Here is a 14,514-nt window from a genome sequence, read left to right as displayed (position 1 = left end):
ACGTAAGATATTAGAGCTTAAAAACAAGCCATAGGCACCAAAGAATTTTTATTGGTAAAAAAAGTTACTATTTAACAAAAGAGTATTAAACGAAGTGAAAAGAATATTCAAGAAGACTTATTACAAAATGCGTAGTTTTCTATATTTTCTAGTTTTTGTCTTTATTTTAATAAATATACTAAATCTTAAAAAGTAGTAATCAAAAGAAAATCAAAGAGTTTTCTTAACAATTTTAAAAAGCAAGTGAAGAATTCTTTAGAAAGTTTATAATAGCTATGACAGAACAATTTTTACATGGGGTAAATGTTATTGAGGTTACCTCAGGGACAAGATCAGTGCATACAGCTAAATCATCAGTGATAGGTGTAATTGGTACTGCACCTGAAGCCGATGAGCAAAAATTTCCGCTAAATAAACCAGTGTTAATTGCAGGAAGCTTAAAAGAAGCAGCAAAGCTTGGAAAGAGTGGCAGTTTACCTTCTGCAATAAATGGAATATTGTCCCAAATTGGTGCAACAGTAGTAGTTATTCGAGTTAAAGAAAGTGAAAACAGCGATTCAAAGCTCAAAGAAAGTGAAACTATCCAAAATATAATTGGCGGTGTTGATAAAGAGACTGGAGAGTATCAAGGGATAGAGGCATTCCTCAGTAGTGAAAGCATAGTTCATGTTGCTCCAAGAATATTAATTGCACCTCAATTTACTCACCAACTACCAGAAGATGGCAAAAATCCAGTGGTTGCAGCATTAATTCCTATAGCAGAAAAGCTGAGAAGCATAATAGTAGCAGATGGACCAAATACTAATGATGAAGAAGCAATAAAATGGCGAAAGAGCATCGGCAGCTCAAGAGTTTACGTCGTTGATCCATGGATTAAGTTATTTATTGAAGGAAAAGAAGAAATCTTGCCAGCAAGCCCATTTGTAGCTGGTTTAATAGCGAAAGTAGATAGCGAACAAGGATTCTGGCACTCACCTTCAAATAAAGAAATAAACGGTATTGTTGGAACAAGCAGGCCTATTGATTTTACGCTCGGTAATACAAATTGTAGAGCAAACCATTTAAATGAAAATGAAGTAACACGATAATTCATCAAAATGGCTACAGGCTTTGGGGCAATAGAACATGTTCAGATGACTCAAAATGGGCTTTTTTATCAGTGAGGCGTACTGCAGATTTGATTAATGATAGTTTACTTCGAGCTCATTTATGGGCAGTTGATCGAAATATCACCAAAACTTACATAGATGATGTAATTGAGGGGGTGAATTCTTATTTGGCCAATTTAAAAGCGCAAGGAGCGATTATCAGTGGAAAATGTTACGCAACTCCAGAGCTCAATACACCGGCAAACATTGCAAGCGGGAAAGTGTATTTTGACTTCGAGTTTACACCACCATATCCGGCAGAACAGATTACTTTCAGGTCACATCTTGTGAGTGGTACAATATTATAAAAATGGGAGAAAGAGATGTTACCGAAGATTTTAAAAAATTTTAATGTATTCGTAGATGGTCGGGGTTATGCAGGAAAAATAGATGAAATAACCTTACCGAAGCTTACCATAAAAACTGAAGAATATAGAGCTGGTGGTATGGATATTCCAATAAATATTGACATGGGCATGGAAAAGCTTGAAGCAGATTTTACTTTTGCAGAATATGATTCAGAACTTTTTAGACTTTTTGGTTTGATAGATGGAAATTCAGTAGCTTTGACGCTCCGTGGTGGAATGCAAGGGAGTGGTAGTAACGATATTGAAGCTGTAGTAATCAATCTCAGGGGAATATTCAAAGAATTTGACTTTGGTAGCTGGAAACCTGCTGAAAAAGCCACTCTCAAATGCACTGTAGCTGCTCATTACTATAAACTTACTATAGGTGGTAATGAGTTAATAGAAATCGATGCTGAAAATATGATTAGAAAGATAAATGGTGTTGATCAGATGGCACTACTTCAAACGGTGCTTGGAATATGAAGATTTTTAGAATTCTATTTTTTAGATGTTGATCAAATAGTTACAACATTTTACAAGATTTTATTTTTTATAGGAGAATTTTATGCAAACTATAACACTAAACAACCCAATAACAGTTGATGGTATTTCTGTCTCAGAGTTATCGATGCGTGAACCTAAAGTAAGAGATTTACTTACTATAGAACGCATAGAAGGCGAAGCTTTGAAAGAGGTAGCTTTAATTGCTAATCTAGCATCTGTGCCAAAAGAAGTAGTTGAAGATTTATGTATTAAAGATTATGTAGAAATACAAAAGGTACTAAAAGATTTTTTGTCGCCGCTGGAACAGAGGAGTTAAGATTCAATATTTTAAAACTTAGCTCAACAACAGGAAGTGGAATTGAGCAAATTATTAATATGAGTATAAAAGAGTTTCTAAAGTGGTTAGAAGTAAGTGAAGGAGTAACAAAAAAATGTCAATGCTTTCAATAAAGATCGGTGCAACGTTAGATGGCAGTTTTAATAGTGCAATGACAGGTAGTACAGCAAAGCTTTCTAAGTTGGGTGATAGTATAAAGCAGCTTGATTCGTCAATGAAATCTGTTTCCAAATTTAAGCAACTAAATCATGATGCCCTTGAAGCCATGAAGAATTGGAAGGAAGCGGAGAAGAAAGCAAAAGAATCAGCTGCAGTAATTGCTAAAGAGAAGAAGGAAAAAAAAGAACCAAGCAAAGCACTGAGAAATGAATTCGAAAAATTGAAAGCATCGGCATCAAAGGCAAAAGAGGCTTATATCAAAAAGAGAGATACACTTCACACATTAAATGAAGAAATAAGGAAAAGTGGAAAGGATATTAAATCTTTAGTGAGGGATCAAACTAAACTTGGTTCATCTATTGAAGTACTTAAAGGGAAATACAGTAAATTAGGATCTGTAATACAAAAACAGCAAAATGCTCTGGCAAAAAAAGCTTATTATAGGTCACAAGTAATGGAAACTATAGGACTAGGACTTTCACTTACAGCACCAATTAAAGTTGCGATTGACTTTGAAAGTGCTATGGCTGATGTTAAAAAAGTAGTGAGATTTGCTGAAGATGAGGCAGCTCACAATCAAGGAGCCGCAGAATTTGGTCAGACATTGAAGGAACTGTCCCATACGATACCACTGTCGGCTGCTGAGTTAGCTCAAATTGCTGCAAGTGGTGGCCAGCTTGGTATCGACAAAGATAAGCTACTTGGATTTACCACAACAGTAGCTAAAATGGCCACGGCATTCGATATGTCCGCTGAACAAGCTGGTGATTCTATAGCTAAACTTTCTAACGTTTATGGAATTGATGTTAGCAAAATGGAACACGTTGGTAATGTAATCAATCACTTATCAGATAATACTGCTGCCAAAGCAAAAGATATGGTTGAAACTCTAGCAATAGTTGGTGGTACTGCAAAACAATTTGGTCTTGACATCAAGGAAACAAGTAGTTTAGTAAATGCCTTCGTTAGTTTAGGTAAACAACCAGCAAAAGCAGGAACTGCCATAAATGCTTTACTTTCTAAGCTCCAAACTGCTGAAGGGCAAGGCAAAGAATTTAAAGCAGCATTGGAATCCATAGGCATAACTGCAGAAGAGATGTCACAAAAAATTGCTCAAAATGGTCAAGAAGCATTACTATACTTTTTTAAAACTTTAGAGAAAACAGATAAACAAGAACGTTCGCAAATTCTTCTCAACCTCTTCGGTCAAGAATATCAGGATGATATTGCACTACTAGTTGGAAGCTTAAAGAATTATAAAGATGCCATAAATCATTTAGCTGACGAGAAAAAATTTAAAAAGTCCATGCAAGAAGAGTTTAATAATCGTGCAGCAACTACAGCAAATAACTTGCGATTATTGAAGAATGCGATAGCAGAGTTAGGAATGAACCTGGGCTCAGTAATGCTACCTCCTTTAAAGTGGATAAGTAATATTCTAAGAGAGATAACTAACCTCATAGCTTGGTTTGCAGAGAAGTGTCCAATTTTGACTACAGGAGTTATGAGCATAATTTCAGCTCTTATTATTGGTAAGATTGCAGTGGTAGGTTTTGGTTATGCATTTGCATTGGCTGGAGGTGGAATATTAACTTTTAAGGCTATTTTGCAGGGAACACTTTTGCCAGTATTAACTTCGTTATCAGCTCGAGTAATTCCAGCAGTGATCATGGGACTGAAAGCTTTAACGCTAACCAATCCTATAGGAGCTGCTATTGCTGGACTATCAATTGGTGCAGCGCTTGTAATCGCTAATTGGCAAAAGGTAAAGAACTTTTTCTCAAGTATCTGGAAATCAGTGACAAAACCTATAGAAAATTGGATTAGTGTAGAAAAATTGTTTAATGATAGTCCAATAAAAGCATTAAAGAAACCAGTAGAAGCAAAAATAGGCAGTGCAACTAGTGAAAATAGAAATGTTTTTAGTAAAGGAAATCCTTTATTAAATAATAATGCTTTTAGTGGAATTTCGAATAGTAGAACGAATATTGAAAGTGTGATTACAGAAAAAAGTTCTGCAGGAGATAATTCAGAGAAAGTTTTAAAAGACTGTGAAAAGTGTGAACAAAAAATTTTCAATCAAACTTTTACATTTAATATAAGTATAAAAGCAGAACCTAACCAAGATGTACGTAGTCTTGCTGATGCAGTAATAAAAAGAATAAGAGAAAAATCGCGAGACGTTCTATTTGATTCAATAGAACCAATTTACTAATGCTATCACTTGGTCAACATAAGTTTTCTCCAACAAGTGTAAGGTATAGTAAAGAAAATCGTTGGAGTACAATTGAGTCTATTGGTAAAATACCTTCATTACAAAATATTGGCCAAGGTACAGAAAATATAGACTTAGAAGGAATAATTTATTTCCATAATCTCAATGATTTAAATCAATTAAAAAGTATGAAAGAAGCTGAGAAAAATCAGGAACCAAGTATCTTAGTAGATAGTTTAGGAAATGTTTTGGGAAGATTTGTTATTGTGCGGTTAGAAGAAAAGCAAATGTCGTATTTTCCCTGTGGATTACCAAAAAAGGTTGAATTTAGCTTAAGTTTAAGGAGTTATGTATGACAGTACATTATATAGCACGAGAAAATGAAATGTTGGATTACATATGCTTTAAACACTATGGACATAGCTCTGGAGCAGTAGAAATAGTATTGAAGGAAAATCCTGGACTTGCGGAGTATGGAAGTTTTTTGCCTGCAGGATTAAAAATTAAGTTACCTATAATACAAGAGCAATTAAAAAAATCGAAGTTAAAAGTGTGGGAGTAAATGAAACCTGAATTTAGCATTGAAGGAATAAAAGATCCTGTAATATCGGTGCATCTCACTGATGAATCTGGTACTATAGATGATGTCGCAGAGGTATGCGTTGATTATGGCAATGAAAATGTAGAAGTTCCAAATGAATTGAACATAGTACTAGGTTATAAGGAAACGGGAATCTTTCCAATGGGTATATATACAGTCAACGAAGTTACTATACAAGGCCCACCTAAAACTCTACTAATAAAAGCTCATGCAACAAATTTAAGAATATCTTTAAAAGCAAAGGTATCAAAAGAATGGCATCAAATTACCATAGAAAACTTAGTGAAAGAAATAGCTCAAAAACATGGGTATGGATATAAAGTTGCTGAAGAATTTAAGAATGTATTGATACCCCATATTAATCAGGTAGATGAAAGTGATATAAGTCTGTTAACAAAGATCTCAACAGAGCGTGAAGCAATGGCAAAATTAGCTGGTGGGTATATATTATTTATTTCAAAAAACATGGCAAAATCAGCCACAGGAAAAGCTTTAGGAACAACGACTATTAGACCTCAAGACACAATTAATTGGAAAGTGCATTTTACCGTACGTGATAAATACAATTCAGTAGTAGCAAAATGGCACAGCTATGAAAAGGGCGAAACTATTAAAGAAACAGTTGGTAGTAGCGAGCCAAGTTATATTATGCTGGAACTTTACTCTAATGCAGAGTCAGCGCTGAGTGCAGCAAATGCCAAATTGAAACAATTGAAGCGTAATAATGAAACTTTAGATATAACTATGCCTGGTAATCCAGAGTTATTCGCAGAAGCTAAACTTAATCTTATAGGTTTTAATCAAGCAGTAGATGGTGAATGGATAGTTAATAGAGCGGAGCATACTCTAAATAGCTCGGGTTACCTTACTATGTTGTCAGCGTCTTTGAGTAAGTGAGATTTTATGTTAAGAGAAAGTAAGTAAATTGCTGATTTAATGCTAAACATGAGCAAGATAGCAAGAAACAGGTTTTTGTGGTTTATAGTAGCAGTAGTATGTGTTGTTATTGCGTATGACTATCAGAAATCTAAGGCTGCTGAGAAGTATCAGAAAATGTTAGAAATAGCAGCTAAGAACTGTGACTTAGAAATTATGAAATCATTAATAAAAGAAAGTAGAGATGATTCAAGTGTTAGTAAAAAGGCATTATATTATGCTTCAGAGAAAGGATGCTTAGAAATTGTTGCATTTCTATTAGATGAAGGAGTAGATATAAATATTAGTTTAGCACTACTCGGTGCTGCCAACGGTGGTCAATTAGAAGTTGTAAAACTCTTACTGAAGAGAGGAGCTAACCCTCATATTGGAGACTGGAAAGGAAGAACTGCAAAAACTATAGCTGTCAGGTTATCCTATCACGAAAGTAGTAAACCTTATAGAGAAATTGCAGATCTTCTTCATAAATCGGAAAAACAATATAAGCGAGAGCAATAAAATTGTAGTTATTTTCTCACAACACGCAGTACAAATTCTCAATAACACAAATTAAATCATTATGCAAAATCAAAAAATCCCAATTACAGTAATTATCACGTTATTAATCCAAACCGTAGCAATCATATGGTGGTTATCCAAGCTAGACTCAAGGGTACAATTTCACGATAAACTTATTGAATATGGTTTAATGGAAAAAGTGTTAGTACTTGAGGAAAGGGTAAAAAATCTTTCTGAGGAATTAGATGAATTCAAAGATAACTTAAAGTCTGGTGTATAATGCTTAGACTGCGATTGGCGATTTTTCCAATTTTTGACGTATTGTCCAACTAGTGGAGAATCTCCTGTTATGATCAGTAGGTTTTCAGCATTTCTTTGCTGAGCGGCATCTGAAAAGTTAAATGATCCGGTTATGATTTTTTGCTCATCAATAATAATTACCTTGCTATGAGCAATAGCGGGTTTAAAGTCAATCCATATCGGGATTTTGTGCTCAAATAATTCGTTAATTACACTATGTTTTGAACTAGTTTGTGATTCATCTAGAATAACCTTAATATCAACTCCACGCTTTTTAGCTTGAACCAAGGATTCAGCAATAGGCTTTGAGGTAAATTGGTATGCCTGAACCAACAAGGATTTTTTAGCATGATCCACGGAATCAATTATTAGGTTGGTGCAATTTTCTCTAGGAGTGAAGCAGACTGTGGCTTTTGGGCAGGAAACACATCCCGATAAAAGCGAACAAGTTAATAAAATCAATAAATACCTAACCATGGCAAAATACATCCTTTCAGTTGACGGCGGAGGCATAAGAGGCATCATACCAGCCATAATATTAGCAGAAATAGAAAAAAGAACAAGAAGAACTATAGCTGAAATCTTTCACTTAATGGCAGGAACCTCAACCGGTGGAATTGTTATAGCAGGATTATGTAAAAAAGATAAACAAGGAAATCCCCAATATTCAGCTAGTGATTTAGTCGAGCTTTACCAAAAATACGGGTCATATATTTTTAAATCTTCATTTTTGAGAAGATCAATATTTTCTTGGCTTAATTGCGCACAATACCCACATAAAAATATTGAATTTGTACTGGATAAATATTTTGGCGATGATATCCTTAAAAACACTTTAAGTAATGTGTTGATTACGAGTTACGATATTCACAATAACTGCCCATTTTTCTTCAAAAGCTGGAAAGAGGATAGAAATTTTATTAAATTAAGGGATGTATTAAGAGCAGCAACTGCAGCACCTACTTACTTTGCACCTAAATATCTTAAAATTAACCAAAAGGAAATGGTATTAGTGGATGGCGGGGTTTTTGCCAATAATCCTGCGGCTTGCGCATATGCAAGTGGTAAGAGGTTATTTCCTAATGATGATATTATAATTCTATCAATTGGTACTGGCAGAACAGATAGAAGTATAAGGTATTCTAACTCGAGGAAATTTGGAAAGATAGGTTGGATAAAACCGCTGTTGAACGTAATGTTTGCCTCAAGTTTAGATGCAGTAAATTACCAACTTGATCAAGTTATATCTGATAAATATATACGCATACAATCGCAACTGAAAATAGCATCACCTGACATGGATAATATTACATCAAAAAATATCAAATCTCTTCAGGAGGAGGCAAATGCAATGATAGAAGGCAATCAAAAAGTAATCGATAAATTTTGTGACATTGTATCTTAATTTACATCAAGTAAAATCTAAAGCTTTAGTTGAACCAGAAAAGTAAAATAAGCAAATTTGCCTTGTTGAGAAATCTTATTATCTTTGTGTACTACTTTCTTTTTCACTACTAAAAAATCCACATGAATGGTTAAAAACCTTTTCAATAAAAAGCTCGCTTTCCTTTCCTGTAAAAGCTTCTTTTATTTCATGCAAACTACTTGTTACCTTATTGCTATTTTTTATGACTGAGTAGCTTTCAATAGCTTGGCAAGCAGACAAAATAGTTATTGCCCCTATTATAGTTGAAATAATTATGGCAATTAAAGGTGCTATTGTTGTAAGTACTGCTGCAATTAATGAGATGCCAACACAAAACGCAATAGCTGAAATGCAAAATGCTACTGTATGTTTCCTTTCATGACTAACCATACACATCTTCTTAATAAATCTGTTAAAAGGATAACTTATTTTTTTAGTACCGTCAATATTTTTAGAAAAATTGGCATACTCAAGATAATCATTTGTGATACCAATGAATTACATTAAGCAAATTTCTACTACCTAATTTAGTTAATTCACTTCAATCTATTTGAACATTATATATTAAATACAGAAGCACAAGAATTTCATTCAGTAATTTAGATATATTAAATATACAACTATTTTTATTGATATTTTAATGTATTATTTATGAGTCAGTAAGCTACTGCAGTTTTTAAACCAGGCTAAGTTTTAAAAGCATAATTTTCAAGCTCCTCAATAGATAAGCCCGTTATTTCAGAAATAGCATCAATAGAAACGTCCAACATACGTAAATTATTCGCAACTTTTATTGCCTCTGCTTTGTAAATCTTTTCTTTGTAAACTTGCTTTCTTTGCGATAAAAATTCTACCCATATGTCCAGTTCATCTCGTGATTCTTGATTGTTAATTTTTTTTAACTCTCTTGCCAAGCTTAATAGCTCTTTTTCTCCTTCATCATCCTCATAACAATCTTTTTCCCTTATCAAATCTTCAGCATTCACCGATAATTTTTCTGCTATTTCCCATAGCCTTTCACTTAAAATTGTCACACTCCCCTGTTCATAATGATGTATCTGCGAGGGTCCCACATTAAGCTTTTTTGCTAACTCTTCTTGTGTATATCCTCTGATTATTCTCCACTTCTTGATCTCTTGTCCTCCGTTTTGGCTTGTATAATGTATACTCTCTTTATCAGAATATTCTTCAGTTGATAAACCTACTGCTCGGTAAATTATATCATTAGTAAACCCTGCCTTTAAAATATTTTTTGCTATTTTTATTCTTGCAGCTTTTACATTACTTTCCTCTTCAGCTCCAATAGATTTAGTTAATGCATAAATTGCCTTGCGTCCTCTTGTTTTTGCTATAAAATTATACATCCATTCGATCTTACTTTCGTCAAAACAACCACTTTCTCTTAGCGCTTTTCGCCTAGGAAATAGATTTCTAACATGGATTGATAATTCCTCTGCTATCACTTTTAACTTTTCAATTGGAATGCCACATGCTCCTTGCTCATATCTTAACAAGGTATGATATTTTATGCCGGTTTTATCTACTAAATCTTTTAGGGTATACTTTTGTTTTAACCTCCAGCTTCTTATTTTTTGTGCTATTTTATATCTTATAGAGATATTTGCCATATCGTAACAATTTTACCGAAATAAACATCTGTTATTTTGCTACAACCTAAGTTTAGCTTATAAAGATTTTGTAATTTTATGATTTTGGTTAAAGAAGGGAAGAAAACCTCCCTTCGTTTAAAGTTTCCGAGAGGTCTCTTTACTACCTCCATATATCCTATCAACCCATGATAATGCTTCATTATTACTAATCGCCCTTATTTCTTCTTTTGCCTTTTCTTTACTCCACTTACCACTCCTAGGGAAACTTCCTTTTTCTACCGCTTCTGTGACCGTCATTCCTCCAAAAAAACACCCTTTTCCTATATTTTCCCCTCTCTTTTGTAGTTCAGACCACATTTCTTTATCTGCTACTCTGACCTCTACTTGACTGTCATTTTCCGCATTATGGTATACTACAATTTTTAGGCTACCAATACTTGTAGGAAATGTTATCTCAAATACACCTACGACAATGTTGCAAATTTTTATTTTCCTTTCCATTATGTCCAGAAGAGTTCGGTAGCTCTTTTACGCGAAATACCACATTTACGTCCTCAAGGTTAATTTCAATTCTCTTGACCAATGTTCTGATAATATCACGTTTAGTTAACCAGTCTGCGTTATCAAGGTTTAACGTAATATTGGAAGAAAAGTCTTCTAAATTGGCCACAACCAGAGTTACCTCCTGTTCTAATTCCTTTTGATAAAATATCTTTTTCTTCTCTTCTTTAATTGTTTTTAAGCTTTGTTTCATTGCTTTAATTCGTGGTTCAAATTCCTCTTGATTGATATATTCTTGAGCATAACTATCGATAAGTCTAGCAATACCACGTTTTAATTTATTTTCTTGTTTCTCTAGCAGGTCACTTTTTTGATCCAATGATGATTTTTTTAGTTCTGAAAGCCTACGCTTGTATTCTTCTAAAATCCTGTTTGGATTTTTCAATAACTGCTTAACCTCTTCCCACACAGCTGTTTCTAATGCATCTGAGCGAATGGGTTTATTGTCACAAATCTTATTACCACCAAAACGGTAAGAATCTTTACCACTACAACGGTAATATGCATAATGACCACCTTCTTCTTCTCGTCTACTTCTCATGCAAGTTCCGTAACATCCGTAATTACAACGCTTACATATGACTAAACCTTGTAGTAAGTACTTTGCTCCTCTTTTTCTTGTCCTTGCTACTTTTCTATTTTCAGCTAATTGTTCTTGAACAATATCAAATATATCTTCATCTACTATATTTGGCACTTTAATATAAATCCAATTTGCTTTTTCAACAGGATAGACAGAGTGGTTACTTTTTGGCTGCTCACAAGAGCCTTTCTGTGGTCTTACTTGCTTTAATCTTACTCCTAACCTTCTTCTACCAAAAGCTGCTTGTCCTTTGTAAGCAGGGTTTTTCAACATACTCCAAATTGTACCTTTATTCCAGCGTTCTTTTCCTTTTTGTGTCTTAATGGACATAGTATTTAGCCGACGACATACTTCCCCAATACTTGTTCTTTCTCTGCCTATCCACAAAAATACTTTACGAACGACATCAGCTTCTTTTTCGTTAATCTCAAATAAAGCTTGTCCTCCTCCCATATGCTTATCTATATAACGATAACCATAAGGAGCTCCTCCCATTACATTTACATAGCCTTTGTTAGCTGCATAGATTTTACCACGACGACTTCGTTCCATAATTTTCGCACGTTCATATTCTGCTATCATACCTTGCATTTGTAACAGTAATTGAGATTCTGGGTTACCGTTAATCTCATAATTTAAAAAAACCACTTTTGCTCCTGCTTTTTCAAATTCTTCAATCAGCACCATTTGATATGCATATTTTCTAGATAAACGATCAGGAGAATGAATGTAAATCTTATCAATTTTACCTTCTGTTACTTTATCACGTAATTTTTCTAAATCAGGGCGGACTAAATGAGATCCACTGTAGCCGTTATCAATAAATTTATACTCACTTAACAATCTGTATCCGTCCAGATTAATTTGCTTCTCTAAAGCTGCAATTTGACTTTCTATCGTATTTCCTTCTACTTGTTTCCCCGAAGAAACTCTCGCATATAAACATACTGTTACCATTTGACCCTCCTTGAATCCCATTTTTATGTTTTAAGTTTTTTTGACTTATTTCCTTTGACACTACCTTTTCATAAGCATCTGATAAGCATTGTTCTGCTAACCGATTAGGTTCATAGCTACAGCTAATTTGGATAGCTAATCTCTTGTTTCTCATGACTTTTCCTTGAAATAATATGTTCATATCATTCCTTAAAGCCGATGGTTAATTGATTATTAGCGCTATAAGTAAATCGGACTCTTGGTTCTGGACACAGAAGTTTTCGAGAAATGGTTTTCTCTAGTTTTATTTTTATGTTTTTTGCAACATTGTCGGTAGTGTAAAAGCACTATTGTCAGACACATCAACGTAATTCCTCTCACCTTCTTTTTCACTTCTAACCTCAACCTTACTATTTCCCATTTCTATAACATCACCTCCTAATTTTACCTCTCCTGTCGTTAACCCTAAATTTTTTGTACCTTCCAATACTCTTGCAATATTTACCTTACTATTCTCAGAAAATTTCATAAAAAACGTCTGATTATCCATTTCCACGTCTTCTATGATTCCTTCATTTTCAATAGCACTTTCACCGATTTCTCTCAGTTCTTTTAGCCACTTATCTATCTGTGGACGAATCTCTTGATAGAGTTTGTTATGCATTTCACTTATTCCCTTATCCTGCAATAGATCGTAACTAAATATCGCTCCATTTAGCATCAATTCACATATTATATCTTCCTTCTCATTTTCTTTGCATTTGATCAAAGGCATTTTCGATATTACTGTATCAGCAAAACTCTTCTGCCCTTCGCTATACGCATTTATCCTGATTCCAGCACTTAGTGCTTGGTCTATAGTCTTGTTCAGTTCTTCTACGCTTTTTGCCTTTACCACTCTACTTTTAAACCACCTCAATTCTGCATTTTCACTTGCACTTGGCTCTATCTTGCTTAAAGATGGAATAAACGGATTTTGACGATTTGAAGATTTTTTGTTATAAACCTCACGTCCTTCTCCAAGATTGATTGATTTTCCAGAAACATCGCTAGGGGAAGGCACACCTTCAGGCTTCTCAAACCTGCTTTTATCATCAAATATTTTCGGATCAGTCTCATCTACAAGTATAAGCTGCTGATTTTTTTTGCTAGTACGCCTAATAGCACTATATAGTCCTTTTGGTAACTTTTTAGAATCAATGATTAACTCATAAGTATTTCCATCCATATCATCAAATGATACTGTTTTTTTAGTAGTCATATACCCTCCTATATTAAGCATATTATTCAAGTCTATAGAGCAATTTATTGCTTTACGATTAACTTAATACGCAAATTATAAAAAGATCTTGTATATTCTGCAACTATTTATAATAAAAGAATAGCTTTTTCAGGACTTTTATTCTTTAATCACGACTTAATATACAAGCTATACAAAGATCTTTTGTATTGTGCAGTTCTTGCTCTTCAGATTCTTGACTAAGTTTTTTTGCTACTTGATTTTATATTTCATTGTGTAGCCAAACTTCTCAAGCAATTGAAATTTGGTTTATAACAGCTCTCTTTCCTTAAAACTGCAATACCCTTTATCTGTCATAATAATGTGATCCTCTAGTTCAATTCCCACTCCTTGACATGCTGATACTAATTCTCTAGTCATAACCTTATCATCTTCTGATGGCTCTAAACTCCCTCCTGGATGATTGTGAGATAATATTATCGATGCTGCTTCCATTGATAACGCCTTTTTTACCACTTTCCTTTCAGATAGGTGTACCTCATCTATTGTACCAAAATACACTTCATCTCTTATAAGACGGTTCTGTTTATCCAAGTATATTATCAGGACAGCTTCTTTTGCTGAAAAGCCTATGTTTACCCTTACATACTCTATCAGCTTTTCTTGGCTATCCATTACTGGGCCTCTCTTTAATCCTTCTCTGAGTGCTCTTTTATAAGCTTCTTTAACACATTCAATTGCTGCAGCTGCATGTTCAGTCATTCCTTCTATCATTTTCAGATCATCGATTTCTCGTCCCAAAATTTCTCCTATTCCCGGGCAGTTATCCATTAGAGTTTTAGTAACATCTTGTGCTTGCTTTCTGTCGTGAACTGCTCCTAGAAGCACTGACACTATCTCACGATCAAATAGAGCACTTCCTCCTCCACTCTGTAATACTCTCTCTATTTCTTCTGTAAGTTTTTCACTATTATTCATAAAATATACTCCTCATTAATAACAAATTGTTTTTAATTATTTACTGCTGTTTTTTATCAGCATTGGCATAAAGCCATAGCTTTCGAGTGAAGTCAAATAAATTTCTCAATCTTTTTTACTTATTTTTTCATGAAT

At 34.0% G+C, this 14,514-nt stretch carries 15 protein-coding genes and 2 pseudogenes; 10 read left to right on the top strand and 7 right to left on the bottom strand.

Features of this window, described 5'->3' with window-relative positions; genetic code table 11:
- Positions 1-275: 275 nt before the first annotated feature.
- From OOK82_RS01790 to OOK82_RS01750, 9 genes and pseudogenes are all read left to right on the top strand, one after another.
- Positions 276-1,456 (top strand): annotated as a pseudogene (locus OOK82_RS01790) (phage tail sheath subtilisin-like domain-containing protein).
- 15 nt (positions 1,457-1,471) lie between these two features.
- On the top strand, positions 1,472-1,978 hold the full coding sequence (locus tag OOK82_RS01785; RefSeq protein ID WP_264704346.1) for a phage major tail tube protein: 507 nt from the start codon (positions 1,472-1,474) through the stop codon (positions 1,976-1,978).
- Between the two features lie 82 nt (positions 1,979-2,060).
- Entirely contained in the window at positions 2,061-2,315 is a 255-nt protein-coding gene (locus tag OOK82_RS01780; RefSeq protein ID WP_262986551.1) for a phage tail assembly protein, read from the top strand.
- 115 nt (positions 2,316-2,430) lie between these two features.
- Positions 2,431-4,710 (top strand): phage tail tape measure protein, encoded by a 2,280-nt coding sequence (locus tag OOK82_RS01775; protein WP_264704345.1) that lies wholly within the window; start codon positions 2,431-2,433, stop codon positions 4,708-4,710.
- The gene (locus tag OOK82_RS01770; protein WP_213863735.1) at positions 4,710-5,066 is read left to right on the top strand and encodes a phage tail protein; all 357 of its coding nucleotides are present in this window, start codon (positions 4,710-4,712) and stop codon (positions 5,064-5,066) included. The genes OOK82_RS01775 and OOK82_RS01770 overlap by 1 nt, the downstream gene beginning before the upstream one ends.
- The gene (locus OOK82_RS01765; protein WP_264704344.1) at positions 5,063-5,272 is read left to right on the top strand and encodes a tail protein X; all 210 of its coding nucleotides are present in this window, start codon (positions 5,063-5,065) and stop codon (positions 5,270-5,272) included. Before OOK82_RS01770 ends, OOK82_RS01765 begins: the two co-directional genes overlap by 4 nt.
- A complete protein-coding gene (locus tag OOK82_RS01760; protein WP_264704343.1) occupies positions 5,273-6,208 on the top strand; it encodes a phage late control D family protein in 936 nt (311 codons plus the stop codon). It begins immediately after the preceding gene.
- 39 nt (positions 6,209-6,247) lie between these two features.
- On the top strand, positions 6,248-6,745 hold the full coding sequence (locus tag OOK82_RS01755; RefSeq protein WP_264376280.1) for an ankyrin repeat domain-containing protein: 498 nt from the start codon (positions 6,248-6,250) through the stop codon (positions 6,743-6,745).
- A 61-nt stretch (positions 6,746-6,806) separates the two neighbouring features.
- Entirely contained in the window at positions 6,807-7,025 is a 219-nt protein-coding gene (locus tag OOK82_RS01750; protein ID WP_264376279.1) for a hypothetical protein, read from the top strand.
- Here OOK82_RS01750 and OOK82_RS01745 read toward each other — a convergent pair.
- A pseudogene (locus OOK82_RS01745) lies at positions 7,016-7,522 on the bottom strand (phospholipase D family nuclease); the annotation flags it as partial. The gene OOK82_RS01750 and the pseudogene OOK82_RS01745 overlap by 10 nt on opposite strands.
- Here OOK82_RS01745 and OOK82_RS01740 point away from each other — a divergent pair.
- Positions 7,521-8,450 (top strand): patatin-like phospholipase family protein, encoded by a 930-nt coding sequence (locus OOK82_RS01740; RefSeq protein ID WP_264704342.1) that lies wholly within the window; start codon positions 7,521-7,523, stop codon positions 8,448-8,450. The pseudogene OOK82_RS01745 and the gene OOK82_RS01740 overlap by 2 nt on opposite strands.
- A 78-nt stretch (positions 8,451-8,528) precedes the next feature.
- On the opposite strand, the gene OOK82_RS01735 is transcribed toward OOK82_RS01740, so the two are convergent.
- The 6 genes from OOK82_RS01735 to OOK82_RS01710 form a co-directional block, all read right to left on the bottom strand.
- Positions 8,529-8,861 (bottom strand): WD_0736 family protein, encoded by a 333-nt coding sequence (locus OOK82_RS01735; protein WP_264704341.1) that lies wholly within the window; start codon positions 8,859-8,861, stop codon positions 8,529-8,531.
- A gap of 296 nt (positions 8,862-9,157) precedes the next feature.
- Positions 9,158-10,099: a WO male-killing family protein Wmk gene (gene wmk, locus OOK82_RS01730; RefSeq protein ID WP_264704334.1), complete on the bottom strand. Its 942-nt coding sequence runs from the start codon at positions 10,097-10,099 to the stop codon at positions 9,158-9,160.
- Between the two features lie 117 nt (positions 10,100-10,216).
- A complete protein-coding gene (locus OOK82_RS01725) occupies positions 10,217-10,582 on the bottom strand; it encodes a hypothetical protein (protein WP_264704332.1) in 366 nt (121 codons plus the stop codon).
- A complete protein-coding gene (locus OOK82_RS01720) occupies positions 10,536-12,203 on the bottom strand; it encodes a recombinase family protein (protein WP_264704331.1) in 1,668 nt (555 codons plus the stop codon). The genes OOK82_RS01725 and OOK82_RS01720 overlap by 47 nt, the downstream gene beginning before the upstream one ends.
- A gap of 268 nt (positions 12,204-12,471) precedes the next feature.
- Complete coding sequence (locus tag OOK82_RS01715; protein ID WP_264704330.1) at positions 12,472-13,422, bottom strand: hypothetical protein; 951 nt, start codon at positions 13,420-13,422, stop codon at positions 12,472-12,474.
- Between the two features lie 288 nt (positions 13,423-13,710).
- The gene (locus tag OOK82_RS01710; protein WP_264704329.1) at positions 13,711-14,379 is read right to left on the bottom strand and encodes a JAB domain-containing protein; all 669 of its coding nucleotides are present in this window, start codon (positions 14,377-14,379) and stop codon (positions 13,711-13,713) included.
- Positions 14,380-14,514: the final 135 nt, after the last annotated feature.

The organism is Wolbachia endosymbiont (group B) of Apotomis betuletana, assembly GCF_947250475.1.
Classification (GTDB): domain Bacteria; phylum Pseudomonadota; class Alphaproteobacteria; order Rickettsiales; family Anaplasmataceae; genus Wolbachia.
Note: the sequence above shows the minus strand (reverse complement) of the source record. Positions and strands in the feature narration are given on the sequence as shown.

Excerpts from the sequence above, each read along its gene's own strand:
- OOK82_RS01785 (WP_264704346.1), top strand. The coding sequence starts at position 1,472 with ATGTTACCGAAGATTTTAAAAAATTTTAATGTATTCGTAGATGGTCGG.
- OOK82_RS01780 (WP_262986551.1), top strand. The coding sequence starts at position 2,061 with ATGCAAACTATAACACTAAACAACCCAATAACAGTTGATGGTATTTCT.
- OOK82_RS01775 (WP_264704345.1), top strand. The coding sequence starts at position 2,431 with ATGTCAATGCTTTCAATAAAGATCGGTGCAACGTTAGATGGCAGTTTT.
- OOK82_RS01770 (WP_213863735.1), top strand. The coding sequence starts at position 4,710 with ATGCTATCACTTGGTCAACATAAGTTTTCTCCAACAAGTGTAAGGTAT.
- OOK82_RS01765 (WP_264704344.1), top strand. The coding sequence starts at position 5,063 with ATGACAGTACATTATATAGCACGAGAAAATGAAATGTTGGATTACATA.
- OOK82_RS01760 (WP_264704343.1), top strand. The coding sequence starts at position 5,273 with ATGAAACCTGAATTTAGCATTGAAGGAATAAAAGATCCTGTAATATCG.
- OOK82_RS01755 (WP_264376280.1), top strand. The coding sequence starts at position 6,248 with ATGCTAAACATGAGCAAGATAGCAAGAAACAGGTTTTTGTGGTTTATA.
- OOK82_RS01750 (WP_264376279.1), top strand. The coding sequence starts at position 6,807 with ATGCAAAATCAAAAAATCCCAATTACAGTAATTATCACGTTATTAATC.
- OOK82_RS01740 (WP_264704342.1), top strand. The coding sequence starts at position 7,521 with ATGGCAAAATACATCCTTTCAGTTGACGGCGGAGGCATAAGAGGCATC.
- OOK82_RS01735 (WP_264704341.1), bottom strand. The coding sequence starts at position 8,861 with ATGGTTAGTCATGAAAGGAAACATACAGTAGCATTTTGCATTTCAGCT.
- wmk (WP_264704334.1), bottom strand. The coding sequence starts at position 10,099 with ATGGCAAATATCTCTATAAGATATAAAATAGCACAAAAAATAAGAAGC.
- OOK82_RS01725 (WP_264704332.1), bottom strand. The coding sequence starts at position 10,582 with ATGGAAAGGAAAATAAAAATTTGCAACATTGTCGTAGGTGTATTTGAG.
- OOK82_RS01720 (WP_264704331.1), bottom strand. The coding sequence starts at position 12,203 with ATGGGATTCAAGGAGGGTCAAATGGTAACAGTATGTTTATATGCGAGA.
- OOK82_RS01715 (WP_264704330.1), bottom strand. The coding sequence starts at position 13,422 with ATGACTACTAAAAAAACAGTATCATTTGATGATATGGATGGAAATACT.
- OOK82_RS01710 (WP_264704329.1), bottom strand. The coding sequence starts at position 14,379 with ATGAATAATAGTGAAAAACTTACAGAAGAAATAGAGAGAGTATTACAG.